The sequence below is a fragment of the Kluyvera cryocrescens NBRC 102467 genome (assembly GCF_001571285.1).
GTDB classification, from domain to species: Bacteria; Pseudomonadota; Gammaproteobacteria; order Enterobacterales; family Enterobacteriaceae; genus Kluyvera; species Kluyvera cryocrescens.
In genome coordinates this window covers 87,881-110,999 of sequence record NZ_BCTM01000002.1, presented here as the reverse complement: position 1 = coordinate 110,999, position 23,119 = coordinate 87,881, and the positions used below count along the sequence as shown (strand labels likewise).

Here is a 23,119-nt window from a genome sequence, read left to right as displayed (position 1 = left end):
CAAAAGCATGACTTGGGGCGTAGACGATAGCGAACGTTACGGCAGCTGCTGATACTCTTCGTCGCTCACCGCTTCCAGCCACTCATTTGATGCCCCTGGCGCCGGGACCTCTACCGCAATATGGGCAAACCAGCTATCGTGCGCCGCGCCATGCCAATGCTTGGTTCCAGGCGGGATATTCACCACGTCGCCGGTTTTCAGCTCACGCGCCGGTTCGCCCCAGGCTTGATACCAACCGCGGCCGCCGGTCACCAGCAGAATCTGACCACCTTGATGATGGATATGCCAAAAATTCCGACAGCCCGGCTCAAACGCAACATTACCTATTGTCACGCCTTCGCGCGATAGCATGGTCAGATAGCTCGTGCCGGTGAAATATTTCGCGTAGGCTTCATTTTTCTCCCCACGCGGGAAAATGCTGTTACCGTCAAATGTCTCGTTCATTACTGCTCCGTTGCCGTTGATTGTTGAGGAGTTTCATCGAGGAATAGCGCCAGTACCGCCTGGGCATTGGCCGCAATCTCGCCGGGGCATTTCGCGGCCAGCACCGCGACAAAAGCGTGAAGCTGTTCGGCGGTAAGACCATTATTCATCGCGATTGCATAATGACTTTTAAGCTGGCTCTCCGCCCCGGGTATAGCTGCCAGCGCAGATACCGTGGCCAGCTCGCGTGCCGACCAGTCCAGCACGTCACGCTGGAAAATATCGCCGAACAAGTGTGCTTTGAGATAAACATCAATCGCCGGAGCAAAGTCAAAAAGCGCCCCGCTTACCGGTTTGCCCACCAGCGCGGTCTGGGTTAGCGTTCCAGCAGTCAGGCTGTCCCAACCGACCGGAGGCCTGTTTGCTACCGGGCCCTCATTATCGTCAATGCCGCCAGCTTTACGCGTATTCACCACCGTCATAAAACAGCCCAACGCATTCAGGCTGCGCGGAAAGCCGCAGTAGGCATAAAGCTGGATCAATATTTCTTTAATCTCATTCACGGTGAGCCCCGCATCGAGACCATCATTGAGAGCGAGCGTGAGTTTTTCCATCTCGCCGCGCGCCGACAGGGCGGCAATCGGGATCATTGCCTGCTGACGTTGATGAAGTGCGTGTTGCATCAGATTATCTCCAGGAGTCCGGCGTATCCCACGCCTGGTTGCATGAATGAGAAAATTATAATGAGCGCAGATGAGTTTGATTAGATAGATAAATCAGAACTGACCTATGAAATCATTTCATTAATCAGCGAGAAAGCAGGCCGAAAGCAAACCCACAAGGGTGCGTTAGCTGCGTACCGTAAGCGGTGAAAAGATGATCGGGTAGACATAATAACGGGCACCTATCTGTGCCCGCTGTTGTTGAGAACGAACCGAACGGCCCGTTAATGATTAACACACTTCTAGCGTTTGCTCTTTCGCCCTGGCGGCCTGCTTTCGGTAATGTTCATAGCGTGCCCGAAACCAGGCGCCCTGCTGCTCGCTCATATTTCCCGTTATTGCGCGGATATCGACAGGCTGGCCCAATGCCTGCATATGAGCAAAACTGCGGGCCAGAAAATCAAAATTAGTTAAAGCCTGTGGGTCCTGTATCTGCATTGCATATCCCTCCAAACGGTGTTTTTCAAGGTTATATGCTTTCCTGTTTCCAGTATTCGCCTGTTATCGACTGTTTTTTGTACTCAACGTGCGCTTTTGCAGCGCGCCACATCACACTTCAGAATTTCCACTCGCAATCGACGCGCGCTTTGTGCTGCAATCGCATCTGATGTCATTCGCGGCTACATCAATCAACATTTTTGCAATATACTGTGACGAGTGTAGAACAATCTGAATACAGGTGACGAATGGAAATAGATCTCGATAATCTGGTCTTTGATGGACTGGAAGAAGCACAAGAGCGAAATGCAGAACGTCTGGACGATGCAGACAAGAAAGCACAGGCAATTGTCGCTGACGATGACTGCGGCGACGCCTGCAAAATTTAAGCTAAAAACCGGCGCTCGATGCCGGTTTTTTATTTGTTGAGATGCATTTCCATTTTTTCACGATTACCGCCCAGCCCTGACCCGCCTCATTGCACAATGATATGCCCCATTGCGCACCGATCGCCGCAGCACCGCGGCGATGGCATGTACGCCAGCGTGTACCATTTTTTGCTCAAGTGGACTCAACCGCAAATCCAACATCTCTTGTGCCCAGGGAGGCAGCAGATCGATACCGGCTTTCATTAAAATCGTTCCCGCAGGCTGCGCTAGCCTACCCGGCAGCCGGGTGGTCATCAGTACCCGTGCCACTTCCCGCGTGCGTTCATCGCAGCGAAGCTGCGGGCGCATCAACTCCAGATACTCGGCCACCGCTTGCGGTGTCTTAGGGACATTACGCGCCCCAAGACGCTCAGCAATGCTCGCCGATTCAATGAAATACTGCGCCTGACGTGACGGTGTCACTACGGTACGCCGATAGCGGAGATGGGACGCCATAAACGAACTGCACTCCGCAATATGTACCCACGTCAAGAGATGCGGATCGCTTGCTGCATACGGCGTACCGTCAATATCGGTGCCGTTCACCCGCAGATGAATCGCTTTCACTTTGTCGATTAACCGCTCGGCATCGGCGGCGGTGGCAAAGGTGGTTGCGGAGATAAACTGGCTGGTACGCCGCAGGCGACCAAAGATATCATCGCGAAATGAAGAGTGATCCCAAACCCCCGCCAACGCCAGCGGGTGCAGCATCTGCAACAATAATGCGCTGATGCCGCCACAGAGCATGGAAGTAAAATCGCCGTGCACCGGCCAGATAGCCGACTGCGGGCCAAAAAGCCCTGGGTCGCCGTGTGGATGTTCGAAATCAATCTCGTTGAGCGCCATGCCGGTCAGCCCCAGCACCTGACGCTCAATACGCTGACGTAGCCATTCCATTGCCACCCCCGATGATGATTAAGCCCGCGAAGCGTTATCAAGCCAGGCGTAAACGGCGGCCAAATCCTGCTCTCCCAGGCCACCTGTTGCCGCCTGCGCCCACAAATGGGTGATATTGTCCATCATGGGCATTGTGCCTTCCGCCGCGTTAGCCAACGCCAAACGCGCATCTTTTAAAGCGTGCTGAAGCTGCATCTGCGGCGCATAATCATCCCGGCGGATCATCTCCAGTTTGCCCTTGACGTAAGGCGCCGCCAGCGGGCCGCCTTCCAGGGTTTCCCACAGCTGATCCGGCGTAAAGCCAAACTGTTTTGCAAGCTGCATACTTTCGGCAACGCCCTGCATCATGGCGATAAGCCAGGCGTTAATCACCAGCTTCATCTTCTGGCTGTTCCCCGCCTCACCGTACCACTGCGTGCCGCGCGAGATGGCGTCAAACACCTGCTGCGCGGCGTGGGCACGTTCGCGATCGCCGCTGGCCATCACCAGAATCTGCGCATTTTCCGCCGGTGCTTTGGTGCCGGAAACCGGCGCGTCGAGATACAGCATATCCGGACGCAGGCTTGCCAACAGGGCTATCGCGTCCGCCGTTTCCTGGATACCGATGGTCCCCATCTGACAGAAAGTCGCCCCTTGCGGGCAAGACGGCGCAATCGCACGAATAATGGCTTGCGTGGCTTCGCCATCGGTCAGCATGGCGATAATCACCTGCGCATCTTCCACCGCTAGCGCCGCATCGTTACACAACTGTAAGCCCTGATTCTGAAGGTCTTCGCCGCGCCCCGGCGTGCGATTCCAGCCGTAAACCGTGAAACCTTTCTTCAGCAGATTGGCGGCAAATGCGTGCCCCATTGCGCCTAATCCCAGAACCGCTACCGCGGGTGATGCTTTCATTTTACTTTCCTCATCGAGTCGGTCGTTTTTGCTAGCCTGATGATTATTCGGACAAAATGCAAACGGATAATCGAGTCAGCACATTAGGATTCGACTCAGGAGGTGTGGCGGCGTTTATCCTTTACGCCCACCCGATTTACCAATCGCCTTATGCAGATCGTTAATGCGCTTCATCGAACGAATCGTCCGCTGCGAGGCCGTCGATGCGACCGACAGCACCAGCATCTCCAGACACACCATCACCGTGCCATGCAGCGGTACGCGTCCGTTTTCACCGCGCGGAACATGAATTACCACCTGCGACATTTCGCTAAATCGCGAATCGGTCGCTTGCGTCAGTAAAATGGTAGGGATCCCTAAACGCGCGGCTTCGCGCAGCGTGGTCAACCCTTCACGGTGCGGCGATTTCTGCGCCATCATAATCAGCACATCACCGCGCTGCAGGGAGACAATTTGCTCGGCCAGACTAAACCCCGTGCGGTTTAAAACATACGACGGCAGGCCGATGCGGCTAAACAGCCGCGCCGTGTATTCCGTGAGGATCCCTGAAGCTCCAATCCCAAACAGCGCCACCTGGCGGGCATCAGTCAACAGCGCAACGGCCTGCGCGATGGCCGACCGGTTGGTCGCGTTCGCGAGCATTTCACAGGCGCGAAGATGGCCTTCAAGGACAAAATCGATACTGGAGTTCACGTCGCTGGTCAAGGCACTCACCGTTGACGCCATCTTCTCCGACGAGGTGATCGTCGGGCCAAACCAGTGCTGAAGCGTCTGTTTCAAATCGCGCAGCCCGGCAAAACCCAGCGCCTGGATCGCGCGCACCACCGTGGCATCTGACGTCTGCGTGGCGGCGGCAATCTCCATTGCCGTATGATCGAGCACCGCTTCCCGGTTGTCGTCAATCCAGTTCACCACCGCCAATAAACGGGGCGATAGCTGCGTTGCGCGACTGCGCAGACGCTCACCCAACAGATCCACCCGGCGTTTTTCTTTACGCACTGCTGTGGGAATCATTTGCCCTCCTTAGGAATCGGACGCCCGGCAATTTGCGACTGCACCTCCGCCACCAGCAGGCTAAGCGCCGCGTAGGAGTTAGAAATGACCTCCTCGCGCGGCAGCAAAATGTAGTGCCCGCTGCGGCAGGCCTGCATAAAATCACACCAGCCTGGCATCACTTTTTCCATGTTGTTAAGTTCATCCTGCGGTTTTCCACCGGTATCGGAGCGCCAGGTCGCAAACACAAAATCGGCATCGAGCTCGGGCAATTGCTCGGCACTCACGTCAATTCTCTCGCCGTCCGGTATGCGGTCGATAAGCGGTGGGAAGCGGAATCCGGCATCGCGTAGCACCCGACCAAGCGCATGATAAGAATGATGGACGGTAACTTTGCCATTGTTCGCCTGAATCACCGAAACGCTGATCTTCGCCGTGTCGATGGTCTGTTTGAGCTGCTGGATTTGCGCCTGATAACGATGATTCAGTACCGCCAGACGTGCTTCGGTACCGGTTAACTGCGCCAGTTTGGCGTAAATGCGCGGCGCGCTGCCGAGCAGATGATCGATGCTGACCGTGGGCGCGATTTTTGCCAACTGTTCAATGGGCACATTGCGATTGGGTTCGGTAATGATGAGATCCGGTTTTGCCGCCGCTACCGCCTCGAGGTCGATATCTGCCGTGCCGATAAATTGGATATCGCTGTTAGCAAAATCAATGCCGGTCAACTGGGCGCTGGAACGCAGAAAGTGGCTGCCGTCGGGACGGGTACGCCCGTGGCTAGCCACCGGCGGTACGCCCAGTTCAATCAGTGGAATGGTAATATCGAGATCGTGCAGCGAAACGATACGCTGCGGGTGTACCGGCACCTGGACTACGCGTCCGAGATCATCGGTGAACGCCTGGGTTTGCGCCAGCGCCGACGCGCTAAACAGCCAGAAAACAGCCAAAAGGCCACGCATAGTCATCCCTACTCCTCACAGCGCGTCGCGACGACGCCACAACAGTAAAATAAAGAACGGGCAGCCAATCAGCGAAATGATAATCCCTGCCGGAATTTGCAATGGCGCAAAAGCCAGCCGCCCAATGGTATCGGTCAAGAGCACCAATAGCGCGCCAACCAACGCGCTACCGGTGAGCAACGCCACCTGGCCACCGCGGAGCAGAAATCGCGCCATGTGCGGTGCCATAAGCCCAACAAAACCAAGGCTGCCCACGCAGGAGACGCTCGCTGCGGTTAACAGCACCGGGGCAAAAAACCGCAGCAACGTCAGACGCGACAACCGCACCCCTAGCCCGCTGGCAACCTGATTGCCCATTAGCGCCACGTCTGCAGCGCGCGCCGTCAAATACAGTATCAGCACCGCCGGCAGTGCCCAGACCACGGCCACCGCCAGAAGTGGCCACGTTGCCGCATGCAGACTGCCTGCAAGCCAGGTCATTGCCGTTTGGACATCGCGAATATCCGCGGTAGTAACAAACAGCCCCATCGCCGCCGACAGCGCCCAGGCAACACCGATCCCAATCAAAATAAAGCGCGGTCGGGAGAGATCGCGCGCCAGGACCACCACTAACAGAGCGACTGCAACCCCACCAAGCATGCCAGCCAATGGACGCCAGGTCAGGCTCAGCGACGGGAACAGGAGGATCAACGTCAACACCACTACGCTGGTGCCCTCCTTTACGCCAATGAGTCCCGGATCGGCGAGACCATTGCGGGTAATCGACTGCATCGCCGCGCCGGCAAGTCCCAGCATGGCCCCACAGAAAATGGCCATCAGCAGGCGCGGCAGGCGAATATCACGCACGATGAAAACCTGCTGAGCGCTGAGCGCATCCGGATAAAAAAGCGCCCGTCCTATCGCACTGGACGGGATCGGCAGCGTACCGTGCGTCATGCCGTAAACCAGCAGCAGCGCAATAAACACCGCCAGGACGCCTGCGATTTTGATGAAACGTGGGCGCAGCAGTACGCGCAGCGGCCCGATAGTGAACGGTAGAAATCCCGCTTTAACCACTGCGCGCGTCATTTAAAGTACCTCACGGCAATGGCGATAAACACCGGAGCCCCCACCAGCGCGGTCATCACGCCGGTCGCCAGCTCTTGCGGAGCCAGCAGCCAACGGGCAAGAATATCGGCCAGCAACAACAGTAGTGCGCCGCTGGGGAGCGCTAACAGCAAGCCGCTACGGATATCCTGGCCGGCCCAGCGCCGCGTTGCATGCGGCACCACCAGCCCAATAAAACCGACTGGGCCGGCGACCGATACCGCCGCGCCACAGAGTAGTGCAATCGCGATAACACCAAGCACGCGAGTTCGCGTCACTGCCACGCCCAGCCCGCTGGCCACGCGATCGCCAAGCGCGAGAATATTCAGGCGCGGTGAAATTAACGCCGCCAACAGCACTCCAGCGAGCGCCGGAATGCTGGCAATTTGCAGCGTCGACAGCGAAACGCCGGCCAGATCCCCGGCAAGCCAGGTGCGCATGGCCTGTAGCGTCTGCTCATCAAGAATCAATATGGCGGCAGTGACCGCCGAGGCAAACGCCGACAGCGAGACACCGCATAGGGTAATTTTCATCGCCGTCGCCCCCGCGCGTCCGGCGCTTGCCAGCAGCATCACCAACCCAAACAGGAGAGCGGCGCCACAGGCCGCCGTCAGCGGGCGAGTTATCCCCCAGTCACCCAATGAGACACCCGCTGCCGAACAGGCGACCACCGCCAGCGTTGCCCCGGCGTTAAGACCGAGAATATGCGGCTCACCCAGCGGATTACGGACCACGGTTTGTAGCAATAACCCTGCCGCCCCCAGCGCCGCGCCGGTCAACAACGCGGCCAGCAGGCGAGTGAGACGCAGGCTCACCACGATGCGATGCTCAAAATTACGTGGGTCGTTGTGCAGCAATGCCTCAATCACCACCCGCGGTGCAATGGCACGAGCCCCAAGGCCAAGATGAATCACCGCGGCTGCGCACAGCAAAACGGTCACCGCCAGCAGCGCCCACAGCGGGCGCATCGCGCGGCGACGCGGCAATAGAATGTGTGCGACCATCAGCCCGGCTCCTGGCGCGCGCGCAATGGCATGAACAACGGTTTGCCCGTTTGTGGGTTGTGCAGCATCTGCACATCAACATCAAACACCTGTTTGATGATTTCCGGGGTGCACGGCACCGATTCATCAACAATGCTGGCCACCTGTCCCTGCTTCATAAATACCAGCGTATCGGCGTAGTTCACCGCAAAGTTAAGATCGTGCAGTACGGTAATCACGGTGCGCCCGTGTTCGCGGGTTAGCTGCTGCAGGAGTTCGAGAATTTCCACCTGATAGCGCAGATCAAGCCAGGTGGTGGGCTCATCCAGCAAAATGGTGGCGGTCTGCTGGGCCAGCGCCATCGCTATCCAACAGCGCTGACGCTGGCCGCCGGACAGACTGTCGACCGGGAGATGCGCGTATTCTAACGTGCCGGTCAAACGTAATGCCTCTTCTACCGCCTGTTCATCTTCCGACGACCACTGCCGGATAAGTCCCTGCCACGGATAGCGACCGCGGGAAACCAGCTCAAAGGCGGTAAGCCCCTCTGGTGTCAACGGCGACTGAGGCAGCAAGCCAAGCTGGCGCGCCACCTGTTTAGTGGGCTGCTGATGAATATCGCGCCCGTCCAGACGCACGCAGCCGCCCAGCGGTTTAAGCATCCGCGCGATAGTGTTAAGTAAGGTTGATTTGCCCGATCCGTTAGCCCCTGCCAGAACGGTCATTTTGCCCACGGGAAGGGTTAGGCTGATATTGTCGACAATGCGCAGATTGCCGTATCCCGCGCTGAGGGACTCCAGCACAATTCCGCGTTCTAACGGGGCATCTTGCCGCTGTGGCATGTTTCTCTCTCTCCGGCCGCAACGACGTGGTATCGTTCTGCACTTTAAATAAATCTCATTCTCTTTTGATCATGCAGCGTAGGAATGTAGTAGTCAATAGCGCTACATTACCGTTTCATTTCATAGGGTTTTTGCTCTTTTTGCGCCATCAACACGCTAACGAAAATAAATTAAACCAATTAAAATCAAATGCTAAATAACACTGTCTTGGTTCTTTTTCCTCAAAATAACCTACGCTTTCGCTGTGAAATAAATTTATTGCCCGCTGCATTTACTACTACATTTTGGCATGTTTGAATGATTCTCAATTACACATCCTGAACGCCAGAGAGTGGCGTGAACGGATTTTTTTCGCGATTCAGGGCAATGACTTTTATCACTTTTTACTGCCGCAATAAGGCAGTTTTTTCATGGGAAACAGACAGATGACACAGCTCTCCCCGACGTTCACGGGAAAAACCGGGCGCGCACTTTTTTCACTGTTATTTGTGGGGGCGGTCAGTTCCCCTTCGCTGATGGCGGCGGAAACGGCCTCAAACGGTGACGAGACCAAAAAAGAAGAAGCGATGACGGTCGTCGGTACTTCTCAGGCCGACCAGACCGTAACCGACGGCTATCAGCCGCTCAGCAGCGCAACGGCTACGCTCACCAATATGCCGCTGTTGGATATTCCGCAGGTGGTGAATACCGTCAGCGATAAAGTGCTGGAAGATCAGCACGCCACCTCGCTCGATGAAGCGCTCTATAACGTGGCCAACGTAGTACAAACCAATACCCTCGGCGGCACCCAGGATGCCTTTACCCGTCGTGGTTTTGGTGCGAACCGCGATGGTTCTATCATGACCAACGGCCTGCGTACCGTGTTACCGCGCAGCTTTAATGCCGCAACATCACGCGTTGAAGTCCTCAAGGGACCGGCGTCAACGCTGTACGGGATTCTCGATCCGGGCGGCCTTATCAACGTGGTGACCAAACGCCCTGAGCGCGCGTTCTCCGGCGACATCTCCGCAACCTCCAGCAGCTTTGGCGGCGGCACCGGCCAGTTGGATGTGACCGGTCCGATTGAAGGCACCCAATTGGCCTACCGCCTGGTGGGGGAATATCAGAACGAAGATTACTGGCGTAATTTTGGTAAGGAACGCAGCACCTTTATTGCCCCCTCCTTAACCTGGTTTGGCGATGATGCCACGGTGAACGTCTCCTGGTCACATCGCAGCTACCATACGCCGTTCGACCGCGGCACAATTTTTGATTTGAATACCGGGCATGCGGTTGACGTGCCGCGCAACGAGCGCTTTGACGAACCTTTTAACGTCACTAATGGTGATTCCGACCTGGCGCAGGTGAACGCGGAATACCGCCTGAACAGCGAATGGACCGCGCGTTTTGACTACGGTTTTAGTCAGGATAAATACAGCGATAACCAGGCGCGCGTGATGGCCTATGATGCGAAGACCGGCAATCTGACCCGTCGCGTAGATGCGACTCAGGGCTCCACGCAGCGGATGCACTCAACCCGCGCCGATTTACAGGGCAACGTGGTGATTGGCGGCTTCTACAACGAAATCCTCGGGGGTATCGCTTACGAAAATTACGATCTGCTGCGTACCGATATGATCCGCTGTAAGAACGTGAAAGGTTTTAATATCTATAACCCGGTGTACGGTACGTTAGACAAGTGCACCAGTGTTTCCGCTTCTGACAGCGACCAGCGTATTCAACAGGAAACCTACGCCACCTATCTGCAGGACGCGCTCTATTTGACCGACAAATGGATTGCCGTCGCCGGCGTACGCTACCAGTACTACACCCAATACGCGGGGAAAGGCCGTCCGTTTAACGTCAATACCGACAGCCAGGATGAAAAGCTGACGCCGAAATTCGGCATGGTCTATAAGCTGACGCCAAGCGTCTCGTTGTTCGGCAACGTCGCGCAGTCGTTTATGCCACAATCGTCAATTGCCAGCTACATTGGCGATCTGCCGCCGGAAGAATCGACCGCCTATGAAGTTGGCGCCAAGTTCGATCTGTTTAACGGCGTGACTTCGAACATTACTTTCTTCGACATTCATAAGCGTAATGTTCTGTACACCGAAACCATCGGCGATGAAACCTATGCTAAAACGGCGGGTAAAGTACGATCACAGGGCGTAGAAGTGGATGTCGCGGGGTCGCTGACCGATAATCTGAACATCATTGCCAGCTATGGCTACACCAACGCGAAGGTCATTGACGATCCTGACTATGCGGGCAAGCCACTGCCCAACGTACCGCGTCATACCGGTTCGCTGTTCCTGACCTATGACTTTAATAACGTCTACGACAGCAACACCCTGACCATCGGTGGCGGTGGCCACGCGCTGAGCCGTCGTTCCGGCACCAATGGCGCGGACTACTATCTGCCGGGCTATGCGGTTGCTGACGTCTTTGCCGCGTATAAAATGAAGCTTCAGTATCCGGTCACCCTGCAGGTTAACGTCAAAAACCTGTTTGATAAGACCTATTACACCTCATCTATTGCCAGCAACAATCTGGGCAACCAAATTGGCGATCCGCGCGAAGTACAGTTCACGGTAAAAATGGCCTTCTGACGGGCCTGCGGCCCCGCTTTGGGGCCGCCTTTACATACTCTTTCAATCGCCCTTCACTTCCCTACAGTTCCCTTCCGCATAATAGTCGCTTTAACTTTTAAGCAACATTTTTTCGACCTTGAGGGATACGAGTGAAACGACAGACTCTGCAATTTTCTCGCTGGCTGATGGGGTTTATCCTTGTCGCCAGCGTCGCGCTGCCCGCCAGCGCTAACACCTGGCCGTTACCGCCCGCCGGCAGTCGTCTGGTCGGCGAGAACCGTTTTCACGTGGTGGAGAACAACGGCGGTTCGCTGGAAGCGATCGCCAAAAAATACAATGTCGGTTTTCTGGCATTATTACAGGCTAATCCCGGCGTTGACCCTTACGTTCCCCGCCCGGGCAGCGTGTTGACTATCCCGCTGCAAACCCTGCTGCCGGACGTGCCGCGCGAAGGTATTGTGTTAAATCTGGCAGAATTGCGTCTGTACTATTATCCGCCGGGGACCCATACCGTCACGGTCTATCCGATAGGCATTGGCCAGCTTGGTGGAACAACCGTTACGCCAACGATGGTAACCACGGTCTCTGATAAACGCGCTAATCCAACCTGGACGCCGACGGCCAACATCCGCGCACGCTATAAAGCCCAGGGGATCGACCTGCCGGCGGTAATGCCAGCCGGTCCGGATAACCCGATGGGTCACCATGCCATCCGCCTCGCGGCACACGGCGGCGTTTATTTGCTGCACGGCACTAACGCCGATTTCGGCATCGGCATGCGCGTCAGCTCAGGCTGTATCCGTCTGCGCGATGGCGACATCAAAGCGCTGTTTGATAAAGTGACGCCGGGAACCAAGGTCAATATCATTAATACCCCGATCAAAGCCTCAGTGGAACCGAACGGTGTGCATCTGGTGGAAGTTCACCAGCCGCTGTCTGAACATATTGATGACGATCCACAGACCCTGCCTATCGTACTGAATGCCAGCATGCAGGCGTTTAGTCAGAAAGCGAATACCGACGCTGACGTGATGAATAAAGTGATGGATATCCGCTCCGGGATGCCGGTGGATGTCACCCGTCATCACGACGTTGCGCAGCAGAATATGTAACGAAAACCCGAAAAGAAAAGGCCCTGAGAGGGTTAAGCTCAGGGCCTTTTTTATTGCAGTGACATAAGCATTATGAGGGTTTAACGCTTATTTATTTGTAGATTACCGCGGTACCGTGGAGGGCGTTAGGACCGCTTACCGACGTGATGCGGTAGGATTTCGCACCCATTTCATCGGCTTTCTGCGACAGCTGCTGCTCCAGGGATTCCAGGTTCGGGCCAGCAGAAGCAGCGATGTTACCCACTTTATGCTGATCGGCTGGAGTAGATTGCACCTGTACTGCAGCGAAGCTGGCAAATGACAGAGAACTCAGTACGGCTGCGATGGCCAGAGTTTTTACGTTTTTCATGATTTTTACCTTTGCAGATGAATTTTGTAGGTCAGACGTTATTAACTTAACGATCGATAAGATAATGATAATGAGATCTGCGTCACACGTCAATGCTATTTTTATAACGACCGTTTAATTAAATAGAATTCATATATTTTTCATATGAATATGCATAATTTATTTTTATCGCAGAAGCGCTAGCCCCTGCCGACGATTATTTTTATAATGAGTGTTCACTAAAACCGACTAAGGTAGGCGGCACGATGACAACTGACACGCAAAGTTGCGCGAAAAAAGGCCGTGGTCGACCTAAAGTATTCGACCGGGAAGCGGCGCTTGATAAAGCGATGACGCTATTCTGGCAGTATGGCTATGAAGCAACATCACTCTCCGATCTGGTTGAAGCTACGGGGGCTAAGGCACCGACGCTGTACGCTGAGTTCGCCAATAAAGAGGGGTTGTTCCGCGCCGTCCTCGATCACTACATCACCCATTTCGCCTCCAAAAACGAGGCGTGCCTGTTTTGCGAAGAGCAAACGGTCGTCGAGGCATTAAGGAATTACTTCACCGCCGTTGCCACCTGTTTCACCAGCAAAGACACGCCCGCAGGTTGTTTTATGATCAACACCTCCGCGGCGCTGGCGGCATCGTCAAAAGAGATAGCGAAAACCATTAAGTCCCGCCATGCGGTACAGGAACAGACGCTGAGCCAGTTCTTGCAGTTGCGTCAGGCGCGCGGAGAGATTCCAGCGGAGAAAAACGTCAAAGAGCTGTCGTTATTCCTCGGCTGTATTTTGCAGGGCATGTCGATTAGCGCCCGCGAAGGGGCAAGTTTTGAAACGCTGATGCAGATAACCGAAACCACCCTGCGCCTTTGGCCGCAGATGATTGCGGTGAAATGAAAAAACGCCCCTCAATCTGAGTGATTGAGGGGCGAATAGCACACTAACGCTTTTTTAGGCTTTATTCAGTACAAGCTGGCCATTGTTATCCAATGGGATCTGGCTTCCCGGGTTTTTATCCATACGGATTTTCCCCTGCTGGTCGCCGATTTTATAGGTGACATCATAACCGAGCGTTTTTTCAGACTTGTCATACACCGTCTTACAGCGCTGCTCGGTCGTCGTGTACGTATCGTTATTCTGCAGTGCGCCCTGCGCCTGGTTACCGGCGTAGCCGCCACCTAGCGCACCGACGACAGTGGCAACGTCTTTACCTCGCCCACCGCCAAACTGATGACCAATTACGCCGCCTGCCACAGCGCCTAATACAGAACCGGCAATGCGGTTTTCATCCTGTATTGGACGGCGATGTGTGACCGTCACGTTTCGGCACTCCTGACGCGGGTTTTTTACGGTTTCCTTGATTGGCGTTGCGGAGACAACCTGCGCATACTGCGGGCTACGTTCGAACACGTTCATGCTCGCCACGGCGGCAACCCCCAGTGCGGCTGCAACGCCAATACCAATACCCGCCAACATCGATTTATTCACGGGACTTCCTCCTTTGTTGCTATTGCTAACAATTGTGCAACCGATCATTAGCAGAGCCAATCAGACAGAAGCCTAAAAGCAGAGTTTTGTTTTGGAAAACAGCGGTTTCAGAGAATTCTGAAGGGGGGGGTAAAGCCGGCAGCGCAGACGCGCCGCCGGGAATCGCGGGGATTAGTGCAGTTTCAGGCGCGGACGAATCACGCGGTTAATGCTGCCCACCAGCATCATCAGCCCGGTTTTGCAGTAGCCGTGCAGCGCAATCTGGTGCATGCGGTACAGCGAGATGTAGACCATACGTGCAATACGCCCTTCGATCATCATCGAACCGCGCATCAGGTTACCCATCAGGTTACCAACGGTAGAATAGTTGGACAACGACACCAGAGAACCGTGATCTTTATAGCTGTATGACTTCAGCTCTTTACCCTTCATCTGCGCCAGAATATTGTTCAGCGCGCAGGTCGCCATCTGGTGCGCAGCCTGGGCGCGAGGTGGCACGAAGCCCCCTTCCGGACGGGCGCAGGAAGCGCAGTCACCGATCGCATAAATGTCAGGATCGCGGGTCGTTTGCAGCGTCGGCTCAACCACCAGCTGGTTGATGCGGTTGGTTTCCAGGCCGCCGATATCCTTCATAAAGTCAGGTGCTTTGATGCCTGCAGCCCAGACCATCAGGTCCGCCGCAATATATTCGCCGTCTTTGGTATGCAGGCCGCCTTCATCAGCGCTGGTGACCATGGTTTGCGTCAGCACGCGCACGCCCATTTTGGTCAGTTCGCTATGAGCGGCACCAGAGATACGCGGCGGCAGCGCCGGCAGAATACGCTCGCCAGCTTCTACCAGCGTCACGTTCAGCGCTTCGTTGCTTAAACCTTTATAGCCGTAGCTGTGCAGCTGTTTCACCGCGTTATGCAGTTCCGCAGACAGCTCAACGCCGGTTGCCCCACCGCCAACAATGGCGATATTCACTTTGCCGTTCGCGCCCAGGTTCGCCGAATACTTCAGGAATAGATTCAGCATTTCCTGGTGGAAACGACGTGCCTGATGCGGGTTATCGAGGAAGATACAGTGTTCTTTCACGCCCGGCGTGTTGAAATCGTTGGAAGTACTGCCCAGCGCCATCACCAGCGTGTCATAGGCCAGCTTGCGTTCAGGGACCAGCAGTTCGCCCTTCTCATCGCGCAGTTCAGCAATCGTCAGCGTTTTCGCTTCACGGTTGATATCCATCACCGAGCCCAGTTGGAACTGGAAGTGATGATTGCGCGCGTGCGCCAGGTAGCTCAGCGCATCGACACCTTCGTCCAGAGAACCGGTTGCCACTTCATGCAGCAGCGGTTTCCACAGATGGCTATGGTTACGATCCACCAGCGTGATTTTCGCTTTTTTACCCCGGCCAAGCTTTCTACCCAGTTGAGTAGCCAGTTCCAGGCCGCCCGCACCACCACCGACAATGACAATTTTCTTGATTGGCGTAGTCATGAGACCCCCTTCAAATTTATTAACCAATTGTTAAGTAAAAGTTATAAATATAGCCTTTAATTAACAACAAGTTACTTACAAGAAACCATTCAGCTGCAATGAGAATAACATGAATGGTGCATTGGTCATACCAAAATTGATGTGCATCAAGTTTTATCGCGCAGAAGTTGAGCGGATGATTTTTTTAGCGCAAAACTGTGAGGCTCAGAGGTTAAAAATTAACAAAAAAAAACCCGGCTGCGTTTCCGGAGCCGGGGCTTTATTGATGGGATCAGCCGAGGGTTTTAAAGGCCTTTATCCGCTGCAGGTGCGGCGAAATATTTTTAAACTTGTGGCCCTGTTCTTCATCCCAGATGATCTCGTAATAGTGATGCAGCACGCTCGCTGAACGCTGGCTGTCCAACGCATCATCATGGCGAGAGAGGATAGCCAGACAGCGATCGCGATTCTTCTCACGGAAGTTATTCACGCACTTGGTGGCGATATCCATGTACTCTTCCGGACGGTCAATCTTACCTTCCATGTTCTCATCCGGGAACAGATTCGGGTTAAAGACCACCTGACGAATATCGCACAGGAAACCGATGCGTTCGGCCCAGAATCCCCCCAGGCCCACGCCGCAAATCAGCGGACGCTCATCGGCATTCAGCTGCAGCATTTTGTCGACTTCTTTCAGCAGATGCTGCATATCGTGTTTCGGATGCAGAGTACTGTAGCTTATCAACCGCACATCCGGGTCGATAAACTGCAGCTGGAGCACCTTTTCATGGTTCCCTGGGCTATTCGAATCAAAACCGTGTAAATAGATAATCATCGTATCCTCACCACACCATTACTCCCACTCCGGGAGGGTTAATGACCAGCCTTCACTTCCTGCCAGCGTTCATGGAGTTGCTCCAGCTGAGCGCTAACCGTTTTCCAGCGGGCGGAGTCCATCAGTTCCTGACGGCTAAATGAACCTTTATGATACAACTTCGTAACACGTTCTGCGTTGATCGGCGACAGGTTATCCAACACGCTAACCGCACCTTTACGATTATTGCAGACGAGGATCATATCGCAACCTGCGTCGAGAGACGCCTGGCCGCGTTCCGCGTAGCTGCCCATAATGGCGGCACCTTCCATCGACAGATCGTCAGAGAAGATAACCCCATCAAAGCCGAGTTCGCCGCGAAGCACGGTTTTCAGCCAATACGGTGAACCGCTCGCCGGACGCGGGTCAACGGCATCATAAATAACGTGCGCAGGCATAATGGCATCCAGCGCGTTTTCAGTAATCAGCGTCTGGAACACTGCCATATCTTTGGCGCGAATCTCCGCGTCAGACCGCGGGTCATGCGGCGTTTCTTTATGCGAATCCGCGGTGACCGCGCCGTGGCCCGGGAAATGTTTGCCGGTGGTTTTCATGCCCGCGTCGTGCATGCCGTTAATAAAGTGGCGTGCCATCGCCAGCGCTTTATGCGGATCCGCATGATAAGAACGTTCACCAATAGCCGTGCAGATATGGCCGACATCGAGCACCGGCGCAAAGCTAATATCGATATCCATGGCGATCATCTCGCTGGCCATCAGCCAACCGGCATCTGCCGCCATACGACCGCCCGCCTCTTCACCCAGCACGGCGGCAAACGACTGTGCCGCCGGCAAACGGGTAAAGCCTTCGCGAAAACGCTGGACGCGCCCGCCTTCCTGATCGACCGCCACCACCAGATGGTTGCGTGAGGCCGCGCGAATCTGACGCACCAGTTCACAAAGCTGCTCAGGGTCATGATAGTTACGGGTGAACAGAATTAAACCGCCCACCAGCGGATGCGCGAGGATCTCACGTTCCTCGGCGTCCAGTTCGTAACCTTCTACATCCAACATTACTGGCCCCACACGGCCTCCTTTTTATGCTTCAACGGTTGCCAAGCATCGTTGGCCAACCTGAAAAATTGTTCGTCGCCGGTCTGCTGCCCGCGACACTCAAACCAACCGGCCATGAGCATCAGCACCCACGGTCGCCAGCGTAATACCTGCTGCCAGAGCCGTTCTGGCGCCATGTTCGCTTGCTCTGCATAGGCCAGAGTAAGCTGATAGCGTTGCCAATTATCCGTCGTCCATACCGCCGCCAGCTCCAGCGCGACGTCGCCGTCGCCGGCATACTCCCAGTCAATCAGACGCAGCCCCTGCGCGCCGTGCACAATGTTGCCCGCATGGACATCCATGTGCAGTGGCGCCAGACGCAGCGCACGCGGCTCACCCTGCCGACGCAGGCGCTGCAAAGCGCGCAGCCAGAACGGCGTGCGGCGTGTCGGAGAGCACTGCTGCCAGTACTGTTCAAGCAGCGGTAGCAAGGAAAGCTGCCAGCCAAAACGAGGCTGCTGGTGCAAATCATACAGGAGAGCGGCGAGCGGACGCGTTGCCGGCAGCACGCTTTTGATCTCACCGATTAAATATTCAACCGCCATCCAACCGGATGTATAAAAAACCGGCTTGGGTGCCAGCCTGGCGGGGAGACGATGCAGCGCGTGATATTGACGAAGAAAATCGCTTTCCGGCGCGCCGGCCGCGTGATGCTCACGCAACACCAACCGCTGTTCACCGTGTTGGAGAATACAGCTGCTGCCGCTCAGCCCCGATGTTTCGGGGCCGGCGACGATGCGATAGTGCGGAAAATAGCGTGACAGGATGTCGTCACGCGTAGGCTTATTGCTGCGCAACCGCACCCTTTCCTGACCAAATGATTTCACCGGTCTGCACCTGCATCAGCTGCATTTGCAAGGTTGGCGAGTTGACGTTACCGGTCGCGTTAGAATAGAGAACATACTGCGCGCCGACGTTACGGGCGATACCCATCGCTTTGCTGCGTGAGCCAAGGCTATCCTGCGGAGACAGACCTAACTGCTGCTTGGCTACAGCCAATTGCTGCGGGGAAACCAGCGTAAATTTCGAGTTGCCCGACAGCGCGTTGCGCAGTGCGGTTGTCGCTTCGCCAGCATTCAAAGAGCCGTTGGTACGGTTATTCACGCTATCCACCAGCAGAATACTGCCCGCGTTCACGCCGCCCGCCTGCAGCATTTTGCCAACCAGCGGTTGGGCTGCGCCGTTCCAGTCATAGTGACGTACGCGCGGCGTCGGCTGAGCAGGCGTTTCGCCACCGTGCTCAATCGGCCCCGGCTGCGATGGCACTGTAGGCACCGTCGGTACCGTCGGAACTGGCTGCTGCGGCTCTGTCGGCTGCTGCGGCTGCTGCGGATTCACCGTTTCAACAGGCGCCGGTTCTTCGCGCACCACGCACCCGGCAAGCAACATTGCCAGGGAAGCAATTAATGCATAGCGACCCAATTTACTCATTCCAGATTACCCCTCACAGATAAAGATAAAGCCGGGCCTTATGCGCCCCTAAACCATTGGCAGTCCCGTACAGCGTGACTGACCCCATCGGAGGTACAGTGATACTGCGCGGCGCTTCTAGCGGGTGCATTTCCAGCCCTCTGGCGTCATACCAATAAAAACGATAGTGAACGGTGACCGGCTCTCGCCTTTCATTAAACAGCTTAGCGCTGGCGGTAGCCTGAATATCCGACGACGTGATTTCAGGCGTTTGCGCGCTGATCCCTGCTGCCAGAACGTTCGACTCCATCACCAATGGCTGCTGTTCGCTGACGGCAATCTCCGGGCGCGAATGGCACCCGGCAAGCAACGTCGCGCAAAGCACAAGACCCAGACATCCCGATTTCATAGGTTAGCCTTTATGCGCCAGCATTGGCCCCAGCGGGCGTCCACCCACCAGGTGCATGTGAATATGGTAAACTTCCTGCCCACCGTGGCGATTACAGTTCATGATCAGGCGATAGCCGTCATCGGCGATACCTTCGTCGCGCGCAATTTTTGCCGCCACGGTCACCATGCGGCCCAGCGCCTGTTCATGCTCGGCGGTGACGTCGTTGGTTGTGGCAATAAGCGTATTCGGGATAATCAGAATATGAGTCGGCGCCTGCGGAGAAATATCGCGAAACGCGGTGACCAAATCATCCTGATAGACGATATCTGACGGGATCTCACGACGAATAATTTTGCTGAAAATCGTTTCTTCTGCCATTAGAACTTCCTTTATTATTCTCTTATGTTGCCGGCAAAACCGTTACCGACGAACAGGTTACATGCGGAGAGTATGAGCGAGTTACATCCCCTGTTTCAACCGGAATACATTTTTTCTTACATCAGCTTAGCCGTTACTTGCGTACCCACTGGCCGTTGATGCCCTGAACGTATTCACCCTGCTGTGCTTTCTCGATTAATTTTTTTCCCGCTAACTGGGCAACTTCCTGCTGCGACAGGCTATTACTTTGAGCAAGCTGCTGGTAGCTTTCACTACGCGCCTGGTTGATTTTTTTCACCAGTGCCAGCGTTTCATTATCCTGTTTGATCGCCGCCAGATAGCCGCTCTGAGTTTCGCCGACGCGCCCCTGCTGACGCGCATCCGTCAGCGTGAGTGCCAACGCTTGCGTGCTCAACAGGCTTAGCGCCAGTAGCGCAATAATCCCTCGTTTTCGCATCATAACCTCAGAACAAATCGCTACGTGATTTCAGCAAATCCTCAACGTCCTTATCGGCCTTGATGCGGATTTCATGCTCAATCTTCACGTTCATGTTGATGGTAATCGGCTCTTTCGGCGCCGCCACTTCGATGCGCGGTACGCATCCCGATAGCAGCCCGCAGGCCATCACTCCCAGTATGGCGATGGGTAATTTCATTAGTGCTCCTTACATTCCGTGCCGCTGCGACACGGAGCGCCGGGTAGGGTCGCGTGTTGCTCAAGCCATGACTGAAGTTTGTCGCCAAAGCGCAGGCTTCGCCACAAATCAAAAACATTCTCCTGGTGCGTATAGTTAAGCTGCACCGTACTGCGTTTCTTATCCATCACCCCGGTACCGGTCACCTCGGCCTGCAGGGTCAACAGCCCCAGGCTATTGAGGTTGATACGTGTCCATGAGCGGCTGATCTCCAGATAGCGCAGCCAGTTAATGGCGGCACCGGCTGCAATATTATCATCCGCCACCGCGTCGGCCGTGTCTTTATCAAGACGCAGCGTCATCGGCCCTGGGTTATGCAACCAATCGTCTTTGATTATCCACTGACTGTCGTTCAACCACAGCGGTAACGCACCATCGACCGGGCCAGACATGGCAAACTGTTTCGGGTTCACCGCGCTAACCAGTTCGCTCATCGAAATATGATGAAGACGCAGCAACGCCGCATCGCGCTGAGGCAGGCGCAGTTGCTGCATCGTCATTTTGCCGCCAAGGACATCAACGCTGACGTCGCTAAGCTGCAACGGCTCGGCTTCGCTCCACGGCCAGGTTCCCTGTAAATCGGCAGTTACGTTACGGGCCGTGACCTGGTTGACGATTTCCGCGATGCGCAGCGAAACCGGACGACGCGTGCCCAGTTGCCAGACGCCCGCTTTAAGTCGGAACGGCAGCACAAAATCAACGCCGTTGACTTCGTTATCCGGCATCCACGCGCTGCCGTTTCGGAGCACGCCGTGGCCACCGGCTTCGAATCCTTGTCCCGCGGCAGCAGAAAAGGCCACCTGAGCGTAAAGAGAACCGTCACGCAGCTTCATTTTCCAGTCCGGTGGCACCAGCGGTTGGAACACCGTTAGCGACTGTTTCGGCCACCATGCCTTGCCGCGCAGGCGTTCGCCGTCCCAACGGCCATTGACCTGAATCGGGCCAATGGCTTGCGCTTTCAGATCCCCTTTAAACTGGAAATAGGTTGGGTCGCGGCCGTCCACGCTAAAACTCAGCGCCGAAGCTGGCAGTACGCTGCCGCCGGTAAAGCGGGTTTCCTTTGCGTCCAGCGCCAGCGTACCGGTGAAAGATGGATGCTGTTCGTTGCGGATCCAGTGGATAGGTTTTTCCAGCGTCAGGCGCGGCTTGTCGACAGTCATGGTGCCGTACTGCAGCTTGTCAAAGCCGGTTGACAGCGTATTTAGCACAATCGCGCTATCCCGCCATTCACCGGTTCCCGTAACGTCCCAGCGAGCTTGCATCGGCGTGAAGTGTCCGTCGCCCCAGTATCGCCACTGCCAGGTACCTTTGTCCGGCATAAAGTTATCGGCTTGACCATCAAGGTGCAGGACGAAATCACCGGTTTGCTGTTCATGGGCGCGCAGAATCGCCTGTAATCGCCCATCGATTCCTTGGGTCGAGATCTTCACCCCGGCCAGCGGCCAGCGTACATCATCGATATTCAGGGCATCGATAACGCGTCCGCGAGATCGCAGCAGCGCCCCCGGCTGGAAGGCCAGCATCGGCGTCATCAGCGGGCCACTCAGATGCGCTGGCAGCTTCGCATAAAGGATCAAATCGCCCTGCTTTGCCTCCCCAGTCAACTGCAACGGCATTTCGCTGTTGTCCATGCTAAGCGTGCCCGGACCGACGGTTAATACCGCATTCCCCTTCCCGGCATCGCCCGAGGTTAATACGTTAAGGCGTCCGGTAATCAGCGTTTTATCAATCCCCTGTTGCCAGTTCTCCAGCTTCACGCCGAGCCGACCGCTAAGCGGGATCCCCTGTTGATACGGCCAGCTCCAGCGGCCATCACTGATGGTGAGCTGTTGTTCGGTCAGTTGCCACGGGAAATCCACCAGCGGGTCGTCTTCACCGCGGGCCATCATCACGAGCTGTCCCTGGTTTCCATCCCAGTTCAGTTCAGCATCCACCAACGAAGGCACCTGCGGTACCTGAAGGGTCGATTCGAGATGACCTTTCACCGGCAGCCCATCGGGTACCAGCGGCATCGTGAATTCGCCCAACAGTTTCACCGGCTGTTCGCCGTCAATCAGAGAGGCGTGGAACTCGCTGACGGTCAGCGACTGTCCGTGCAAACGCGCATGCAGCGTGACGTGTTCACCCTCATATTGCAGATCCTGACGCTGAGCAGTCAGGGAGACGTTCAGCTTGCCCTGCCACTTCTCCCACGGCGAAACGCTCAGTGAATCAATGGAGAGCCAGGTGTTAGGCAGCATCGACTGCCACTCAGCCAGCGTGCGCGGCGCGCCGGGAACAGAATCGTTTTGCGGAAGTTTGGCAAAACAAACGGAATTCAGATTGACCGAGGCGGCGTGCAGACGCCAGCGGCTGGGGTGCGACAGCGTAACGTCTTTAAGCGTCGCCAGTTCGCAATCCCCGGCAAGATAGCGTAGGTCGGGAATACGCAGCGCCGAACGGGTCAACCGCGGGCTCTCGTTTAATGCAATACGAGTGCCCGCCGGTAGCCAGATGCCCACCAGCGTAGGAACCCAGTACCCCAGCGTCATCATCAACGTTAACGGCAGGAGTAGTAAAAGCAGGAATAGCGCAATAACGGCTTTATATTTACCCTTCATGGGTGCAGTGATATCCAGTTTAAGCAGGCAGTTATGCCGGACCGCACAGCGAGCGGCCCAAAGGCGCATATTGTGTCATGTCAGACC

The 23,119-nt window shown here is 55.6% G+C and carries 26 protein-coding genes; 4 read left to right on the top strand and 22 right to left on the bottom strand.

The features are described from left to right. Positions 1 to 36 precede the first annotated feature (36 nt). The 3 genes from KCR01S_RS02405 to KCR01S_RS02395 all read right to left on the bottom strand — a co-directional run bounded on the left by KCR01S_RS02405 (position 37) and on the right by KCR01S_RS02395 (position 1,583). Positions 37 to 444, bottom strand: a complete 408-nt coding sequence (locus tag KCR01S_RS02405) for a cupin domain-containing protein (protein WP_061279555.1) — start codon at positions 442 to 444, stop codon at positions 37 to 39. Continuing rightward, positions 444 to 1,106 (bottom strand): carboxymuconolactone decarboxylase family protein, encoded by a 663-nt coding sequence (locus KCR01S_RS02400; protein ID WP_061279554.1) that lies wholly within the window; start codon positions 1,104 to 1,106, stop codon positions 444 to 446. The genes KCR01S_RS02405 and KCR01S_RS02400 overlap by 1 nt, the downstream gene beginning before the upstream one ends. A gap of 270 nt (positions 1,107 to 1,376) precedes the next feature. Next, a complete protein-coding gene (locus tag KCR01S_RS02395) occupies positions 1,377 to 1,583 on the bottom strand; it encodes a glycogen synthesis protein GlgS (RefSeq protein ID WP_061279553.1) in 207 nt (68 codons plus the stop codon). 248 nt (positions 1,584 to 1,831) lie between these two features. Here KCR01S_RS02395 and KCR01S_RS25035 point away from each other — a divergent pair, with 248 nt between their 5' ends. Next, positions 1,832 to 1,972: a hypothetical protein gene (locus KCR01S_RS25035; protein ID WP_112205122.1), complete on the top strand. Its 141-nt coding sequence runs from the start codon at positions 1,832 to 1,834 to the stop codon at positions 1,970 to 1,972. A 63-nt stretch (positions 1,973 to 2,035) separates the two neighbouring features. On the opposite strand, the gene KCR01S_RS02390 is transcribed toward KCR01S_RS25035, so the two are convergent. The 7 genes from KCR01S_RS02390 to KCR01S_RS02360 all read right to left on the bottom strand — a co-directional run bounded on the left by KCR01S_RS02390 (position 2,036) and on the right by KCR01S_RS02360 (position 8,668). Continuing rightward, complete coding sequence (locus tag KCR01S_RS02390; RefSeq protein ID WP_061279552.1) at positions 2,036 to 2,908, bottom strand: oxygenase MpaB family protein; 873 nt, start codon at positions 2,906 to 2,908, stop codon at positions 2,036 to 2,038. A gap of 18 nt (positions 2,909 to 2,926) precedes the next feature. Further along, positions 2,927 to 3,802, bottom strand: coding sequence for an NAD(P)-dependent oxidoreductase (locus KCR01S_RS02385; RefSeq protein ID WP_061279551.1), 876 nt, complete (start codon positions 3,800 to 3,802; stop codon positions 2,927 to 2,929). 114 nt (positions 3,803 to 3,916) lie between these two features. Further along, complete coding sequence (locus KCR01S_RS02380) at positions 3,917 to 4,816, bottom strand: MurR/RpiR family transcriptional regulator (protein WP_167348800.1); 900 nt, start codon at positions 4,814 to 4,816, stop codon at positions 3,917 to 3,919. Then, positions 4,813 to 5,763 (bottom strand): ABC transporter substrate-binding protein, encoded by a 951-nt coding sequence (locus KCR01S_RS02375; protein WP_420883584.1) that lies wholly within the window; start codon positions 5,761 to 5,763, stop codon positions 4,813 to 4,815. The genes KCR01S_RS02380 and KCR01S_RS02375 overlap by 4 nt, the downstream gene beginning before the upstream one ends. A 9-nt stretch (positions 5,764 to 5,772) precedes the next feature. Beyond that, positions 5,773 to 6,825, bottom strand: coding sequence for a FecCD family ABC transporter permease (locus tag KCR01S_RS02370; RefSeq protein ID WP_061279550.1), 1,053 nt, complete (start codon positions 6,823 to 6,825; stop codon positions 5,773 to 5,775). Next, positions 6,822 to 7,847 (bottom strand): FecCD family ABC transporter permease, encoded by a 1,026-nt coding sequence (locus KCR01S_RS02365; RefSeq protein WP_061279549.1) that lies wholly within the window; start codon positions 7,845 to 7,847, stop codon positions 6,822 to 6,824. The genes KCR01S_RS02370 and KCR01S_RS02365 overlap by 4 nt, the downstream gene beginning before the upstream one ends. Further along, positions 7,847 to 8,668 carry an ABC transporter ATP-binding protein gene (locus KCR01S_RS02360; RefSeq protein WP_061279548.1) on the bottom strand — a complete coding sequence of 274 codons (822 nt, stop codon included), beginning with the start codon at positions 8,666 to 8,668 and terminating at the stop codon, positions 7,847 to 7,849. Before KCR01S_RS02360 ends, KCR01S_RS02365 begins: the two co-directional genes overlap by 1 nt. Before the next feature lie 425 nt (positions 8,669 to 9,093). Between KCR01S_RS02360 and KCR01S_RS02355 the strand changes: the two genes are divergently transcribed. Both KCR01S_RS02355 and ldtC read left to right on the top strand, forming a co-directional pair. Continuing rightward, positions 9,094 to 11,259: a TonB-dependent siderophore receptor gene (locus tag KCR01S_RS02355; RefSeq protein ID WP_061279598.1), complete on the top strand. Its 2,166-nt coding sequence runs from the start codon at positions 9,094 to 9,096 to the stop codon at positions 11,257 to 11,259. Between the two features lie 167 nt (positions 11,260 to 11,426). Beyond that, positions 11,427 to 12,353, top strand: coding sequence for a L,D-transpeptidase LdtC (ldtC, locus tag KCR01S_RS02350; protein WP_061279597.1), 927 nt, complete (start codon positions 11,427 to 11,429; stop codon positions 12,351 to 12,353). 91 nt (positions 12,354 to 12,444) lie between these two features. Here ldtC and bhsA read toward each other — a convergent pair whose 3' ends face one another. Next, complete coding sequence (gene bhsA, locus KCR01S_RS02345) at positions 12,445 to 12,702, bottom strand: multiple stress resistance protein BhsA (protein WP_061279547.1); 258 nt, start codon at positions 12,700 to 12,702, stop codon at positions 12,445 to 12,447. 245 nt (positions 12,703 to 12,947) lie between these two features. Here bhsA and KCR01S_RS02340 point away from each other — a divergent pair, with 245 nt between their 5' ends. Beyond that, positions 12,948 to 13,586, top strand: coding sequence for a TetR/AcrR family transcriptional regulator (locus KCR01S_RS02340; protein WP_061279546.1), 639 nt, complete (start codon positions 12,948 to 12,950; stop codon positions 13,584 to 13,586). 54 nt (positions 13,587 to 13,640) lie between these two features. On the opposite strand, the gene KCR01S_RS02335 is transcribed toward KCR01S_RS02340, so the two are convergent. The 11 genes from KCR01S_RS02335 to KCR01S_RS02285 form a co-directional block, all read right to left on the bottom strand. Continuing rightward, on the bottom strand, positions 13,641 to 14,177 hold the full coding sequence (locus tag KCR01S_RS02335) for a glycine zipper 2TM domain-containing protein (protein WP_061279545.1): 537 nt from the start codon (positions 14,175 to 14,177) through the stop codon (positions 13,641 to 13,643). A gap of 171 nt (positions 14,178 to 14,348) precedes the next feature. Continuing rightward, entirely contained in the window at positions 14,349 to 15,653 is a 1,305-nt protein-coding gene (locus tag KCR01S_RS02330) for an NAD(P)/FAD-dependent oxidoreductase (RefSeq protein ID WP_061279544.1), read from the bottom strand. 271 nt (positions 15,654 to 15,924) lie between these two features. Beyond that, positions 15,925 to 16,467: an alpha/beta hydrolase YcfP gene (ycfP, locus tag KCR01S_RS02325; RefSeq protein WP_061279543.1), complete on the bottom strand. Its 543-nt coding sequence runs from the start codon at positions 16,465 to 16,467 to the stop codon at positions 15,925 to 15,927. A 38-nt stretch (positions 16,468 to 16,505) separates the two neighbouring features. After that, positions 16,506 to 17,531 carry a beta-N-acetylhexosaminidase gene (nagZ, locus tag KCR01S_RS02320; protein ID WP_061279542.1) on the bottom strand — a complete coding sequence of 342 codons (1,026 nt, stop codon included), beginning with the start codon at positions 17,529 to 17,531 and terminating at the stop codon, positions 16,506 to 16,508. Beyond that, the gene (thiK, locus tag KCR01S_RS02315; protein WP_061279541.1) at positions 17,519 to 18,361 is read right to left on the bottom strand and encodes a thiamine kinase; all 843 of its coding nucleotides are present in this window, start codon (positions 18,359 to 18,361) and stop codon (positions 17,519 to 17,521) included. Before thiK ends, nagZ begins: the two co-directional genes overlap by 13 nt. After that, positions 18,342 to 18,980, bottom strand: coding sequence for a penicillin-binding protein activator LpoB (gene lpoB, locus KCR01S_RS02310; protein WP_167348801.1), 639 nt, complete (start codon positions 18,978 to 18,980; stop codon positions 18,342 to 18,344). The genes thiK and lpoB overlap by 20 nt, the downstream gene beginning before the upstream one ends. A 22-nt stretch (positions 18,981 to 19,002) precedes the next feature. After that, positions 19,003 to 19,377, bottom strand: coding sequence for a YcfL family putative periplasmic lipoprotein (locus KCR01S_RS02305; protein WP_061279539.1), 375 nt, complete (start codon positions 19,375 to 19,377; stop codon positions 19,003 to 19,005). 3 nt (positions 19,378 to 19,380) lie between these two features. Beyond that, positions 19,381 to 19,737, bottom strand: a complete 357-nt coding sequence (hinT, locus tag KCR01S_RS02300) for a purine nucleoside phosphoramidase (RefSeq protein WP_061279538.1) — start codon at positions 19,735 to 19,737, stop codon at positions 19,381 to 19,383. 133 nt (positions 19,738 to 19,870) lie between these two features. Continuing rightward, positions 19,871 to 20,194: a YdbL family probable chaperone protein gene (locus KCR01S_RS02295; RefSeq protein WP_061279596.1), complete on the bottom strand. Its 324-nt coding sequence runs from the start codon at positions 20,192 to 20,194 to the stop codon at positions 19,871 to 19,873. 7 nt (positions 20,195 to 20,201) lie between these two features. After that, positions 20,202 to 20,393, bottom strand: coding sequence for a YnbE family lipoprotein (locus KCR01S_RS02290; protein ID WP_061279537.1), 192 nt, complete (start codon positions 20,391 to 20,393; stop codon positions 20,202 to 20,204). After that, positions 20,393 to 23,032, bottom strand: coding sequence for a YdbH family protein (locus KCR01S_RS02285; protein ID WP_061279595.1), 2,640 nt, complete (start codon positions 23,030 to 23,032; stop codon positions 20,393 to 20,395). Before KCR01S_RS02285 ends, KCR01S_RS02290 begins: the two co-directional genes overlap by 1 nt. Between the last annotated feature and the right edge of the window lie 87 nt (positions 23,033 to 23,119).